This is a genomic window from Lacinutrix sp., from assembly GCF_023299985.1.
Taxonomy (GTDB): Bacteria; Bacteroidota; Bacteroidia; order Flavobacteriales; family Flavobacteriaceae; genus Lacinutrix.
Genome location: NZ_JALZVX010000042.1, coordinates 1 through 4000, shown reverse-complemented (window position 1 = coordinate 4000; position 4000 = coordinate 1). Strand labels below are relative to the sequence as shown.

The following is a 4000-nucleotide window of genomic DNA, read 5'->3' as shown; positions in this document are numbered from 1 at the left end:
AACGTGTTTGTATAAGATTAGTTGCGTGGTTTAGGCACTAAAGTTAGCAAATAAATCACAGATAGAAAGTCCGCGAGGACTTTCGTAAATAGGCTAGAACCAGCAATTAATTTTATACGGTGTTACCTGTAGTTTTTATCCAACAATTCAATTGCTTTCAATAATACCACATCCGATTTATCTTGCTTATAGTTTAATATTTTAAAATCAGGCTCAATTCCTTTTCCTTCGTAATTTACCATTTTTGTAGAAAAATACTTTTGGTGTGATAATGTTCCTTTCCAGCCATTTGGCAATTTAAAAGGATACATATCAGAAAGAATACCTTCTGTGGTGTCACCAATTATTGTTACATAGGGCAACTCTTTCATTGCCAATATAAATATTTCAGTAGCACTTGCAGACCAATCACTAGTTAGAATAATGATTGGGTTTGTAAACTGCTTTCTACCTTTTGGTTTTAAATACCAAGACTCTAATTCTGTAAAATTAGATGTTCCATTAATTCTTGTTTGTTTATAATGTCCAAGCCTTTTTTTATCTGCAAATCTTCCTGCTATTTTATAAGATATTAAATCATCTCCACCGCCATTAAACCTAACATCTATTATTAAACCTTTTTTATCTTGAAATGTTCTGATTGCTTGGTTTATAGATTTTTTTAATTCTCCAATTGCAAATCCCTCCATTTCGTCTATTCTTAAATAACCGTAATTTGCAGAAACGGAAAAATTAATTAGTCCATTTTTCTTTTTATTCATAAATGAGGAAAATCCATTTTCTTCTAAAGATTTATCGACTAGTATTCGTAAATTATTGAATGACTTAAATTCACTTATAATGTGAACTTTATTTTCAATTCCGCAATACCTTTCTTTTGCATTTATTTCACCTTCTAAACTAATATGACCATCATCAAGTTCTTTTAGCATTTCACAACAGACATTAAACAATTCATTGGATGTTGATTCTTCACTAATTTTCGGTCTGTATTTAGCATAAACACTGTCCCAGTCAATAGATTTTAATTTGAAATTTGCGTATCGATTATCAAATTCAGACCACAGTTTATCGAAATTAACAATTGGATTTTCTGTAATTTTTTGAGCGTAAATTGGCAAGAATGAAATATAAATAAATAAAATTAAAGTAAGTTTTGTTCTCATTTTTTTCAAATTACAGGTAACGGTATTGTGTATGGAAAGTCGCGTTTGTTATATCATTAGATTTTCCGCAGGAAAATCATAATAAAAAGGAGCAACTCACTTTGTATTAATCCCTAATATAAGCGATTTTATATACACGGGGTTGTAGATAGTTTTTCTATATTATCAATAATCTTTAAAGCATCCATTTTAGTTTCAGCGAGCTCACAACAAAATCCTTCAGAAGAATTTCCATAGTTTTTTAATATTTCCAAAGCCCTTATATCACAATAAATAGATAAAATCTCTAGTTTCTTAATTCTCTCATAATAGATTTTCTTAAATCCTTCTCCTGTTATGTTTGTATCAAAAATTGGATTTGCCCAAAAAGAGTAAAATTCATCTATTTTGTTTTGACTTATTTCAAATTTTGGTATAGTAATTCTTTCTCTTTTATAAAGAGAATCGTTAACAAAATAGAACGATTCAGTTTTATAGTCAACAGTCTTTAATTCCCAATTTTTTCCGATTGCTAACCGTTTGAGTTCAGTAATTTTCAGCGTATCATTCTTAAAATCAATTCTGCAGTCTTTTACAGCTCCATAACGCGAAATGGGGAGATTATTATCTAAACAATTATAAACTGTAAATTCAGATTCAAAAAAAGTTTCTTCTTTATCATAATTTCCATTACCGCAGATAATTAACTTATTTCCATTCTTAAATTTCGCAGTAAAACTTGGAGTACCTCCTTTCATTGAACTATATCCATATAGGTCACAATTACAGACTTGAGCTCTTATGCTAAAAGTGATAAACGTCAATGCTAGGATTAAAATTATTGACTTCATTTTTTTGTTTAGTTTAATTATCTAAAAACGGGGTTATAGATAGTTCTTATATTAAATTCAATAGTTTGTTTTCTTTTTTTACTCTCCAAAAATCCTTTATTCCGTATGAAATATAAATCAATGTTATTATTGGAACAAAATAAAAGTGTTCTTTATATAGAATAAGCCATATGACGAAATCGACAAAGAGCCCAGAATATATTCTAAAATTAATTAATTCATATGTGCTTCTATATCCATATTTCCACATCCACTGTTTTATAGAATAAAGTAGGCTAGTTTTTAGGATTACATAATCAGTTTTAGCGTATTCGTTGGAATTAAAATATAATAGAAGTAATTCTAAATATTTCAGAAGATTTTCTTTATGATTCTTTGTGTGTGATTGAGGTTTGGCTATGACTAAAAATTCTGCAACTTTTATTAAGTGATTCAGTTTAATTTGTGCTGTTTTCTCTAGTTCTTTTTTATCATCAAGTTCATTTACTAAAGAATAAAATTCTTTTAAGAATATTTTATTTTCTTCTGATATAGAATGATCAGCCATAAAGTTTTTTGAAATTATCTACAACGGTATTGTGTATGGGAAGTCGCGTTTCTTATATCCTTAGATTTTCCGCAGGAAAATCATAATAAAAATAGGCAACTCACTTTGTTTTAAGCCTTATTTAAGCGATTTTCTATACACGGTGTTGCCATTAGTACTATTCCGCTGATAGCTGAATCGATAATCCTAAAGCATTTGCAATCAAAGCGAAATTCGATAATTGAATATCTTCTCCGTTTTCAATTCGCGAAATATATGGTCTTTTCTTGCCAACCTTTTCGGCAAGGTTCTCTTGAGTCATATGTAATTCCTTTCTCCGATTTTTAATGATTTCTCCAAAATAGAAAGAAAAAGCATCTTCTCTAAATTTCTCACGTTCTTTTGAACCTTCTTTTCCGTAGCGCTTGGCAATCAGTTCTTTTGCGTTTATTGACTTTCCCATAATTATTTCTCTTTTAGATAATCTTCTAATATTTTTTCGGCTTGTTTAATCGCCTTTGTGTAATCTTTAGTTCCTTTTTTCTGAAATCCACATAAACAAACAGCTTTAGTGCATTCAGCAAAATTCAGATGGTCGATAGCAAATATTACAACTCGATATTCGTTTCCTGCTTTAATCCGCAATTCATAAAATTGAGTTGATTGCAGTTTTTTGAGAAAGTTTGAGTTGACGACTTTAATTTCGCCAATAACTTCTACTAGTTGGAAAAATTTAAGTGAAACTCTGTCGTTTTGTTTGTCGATAAATTCCAAACATTCTTCTGTAATATCGATTTCTCTCATATTACAAATGTAACGAATTAGTTACAATTATATTCTGTTTTAGACGGAACCTTTTTTAAAGACATTTTTTGAGGTATTAATGGCAACGGTCTTTGATAAACGCAGTAAGCGCAAATTTGCAACCGCGTTTTAAGTTTTACCCAAAGTTAGAATAATTAATTGACTTCCCGAAAATCACTAAACCGCTTATTGCTTTTATGTATTGTTATACTTTTTTGCGACACAACCGAGTAAGCACATTTTGTTCCCGAAAAAGATTTGCCGTTCACTTTGCTTTTAGCCGAAACACAACGAAACCCTCCGAAACAAATAAACTTGCTAAGTTTACGATTCCACTTCGCCACAATAAATGCAGAAACAGCCGTAAAACCTGTAAATAATCCGCAATAAATTCCGCTAAAAAGCTAAACTCCAACCGTAAAATTGCTCGAAAAAACACAATTAATATCGGAAAGTAAAAAGCGAGGTTTTAAGATTTTGTTTTTTATCATTTTCAAAAAACCAAATTTTAAAACATTGCGACTTCGAAGCACAAAACTACTCTCGGGATTAATTCCGCTAAACTTTACGACGCGCATTTTCAAGATCGATTTAAACAGAAACCATTTTAAAAACAAAAATTTGCTCCGAAAAAATTCGGCAGAATTTCTTTCGGAGCAATTAAGTATAACGGT

General features: G+C 30.1%; 5 protein-coding genes. All 5 read right to left on the bottom strand.

Features of this window, described 5'->3' with window-relative positions:
- Positions 1-122 precede the first annotated feature (122 nt).
- Complete coding sequence (locus Q0C58_RS02330; protein WP_290696920.1) at positions 123-1166, bottom strand: S41 family peptidase; 1044 nt, start codon at positions 1164-1166, stop codon at positions 123-125.
- Between the two features lie 128 nt (positions 1167-1294).
- Positions 1295-1996 carry a hypothetical protein gene (locus Q0C58_RS02325; protein WP_290696917.1) on the bottom strand — a complete coding sequence of 234 codons (702 nt, stop codon included), beginning with the start codon at positions 1994-1996 and terminating at the stop codon, positions 1295-1297.
- A 46-nt stretch (positions 1997-2042) separates the two neighbouring features.
- Positions 2043-2543: a hypothetical protein gene (locus Q0C58_RS02320; protein ID WP_290696913.1), complete on the bottom strand. Its 501-nt coding sequence runs from the start codon at positions 2541-2543 to the stop codon at positions 2043-2045.
- Between the two features lie 157 nt (positions 2544-2700).
- Positions 2701-2985: a helix-turn-helix transcriptional regulator gene (locus Q0C58_RS02315; RefSeq protein WP_290696911.1), complete on the bottom strand. Its 285-nt coding sequence runs from the start codon at positions 2983-2985 to the stop codon at positions 2701-2703.
- 2 nt (positions 2986-2987) lie between these two features.
- A complete protein-coding gene (locus Q0C58_RS02310; protein ID WP_290696909.1) occupies positions 2988-3326 on the bottom strand; it encodes a type II toxin-antitoxin system RelE/ParE family toxin in 339 nt (112 codons plus the stop codon).
- Between the last annotated feature and the right edge of the window lie 674 nt (positions 3327-4000).

Bases quoted from the DNA above. Each gene is read 5' to 3' on its own strand.
- Q0C58_RS02330 (WP_290696920.1), bottom strand. From the start codon at position 1,166: ATGAGAACAAAACTTACTTTAATTTTATTTATTTATATTTCATTCTTG.
- Q0C58_RS02325 (WP_290696917.1), bottom strand. From the start codon at position 1,996: ATGAAGTCAATAATTTTAATCCTAGCATTGACGTTTATCACTTTTAGC.
- Q0C58_RS02320 (WP_290696913.1), bottom strand. From the start codon at position 2,543: ATGGCTGATCATTCTATATCAGAAGAAAATAAAATATTCTTAAAAGAA.
- Q0C58_RS02315 (WP_290696911.1), bottom strand. From the start codon at position 2,985: ATGGGAAAGTCAATAAACGCAAAAGAACTGATTGCCAAGCGCTACGGA.
- Q0C58_RS02310 (WP_290696909.1), bottom strand. From the start codon at position 3,326: ATGAGAGAAATCGATATTACAGAAGAATGTTTGGAATTTATCGACAAA.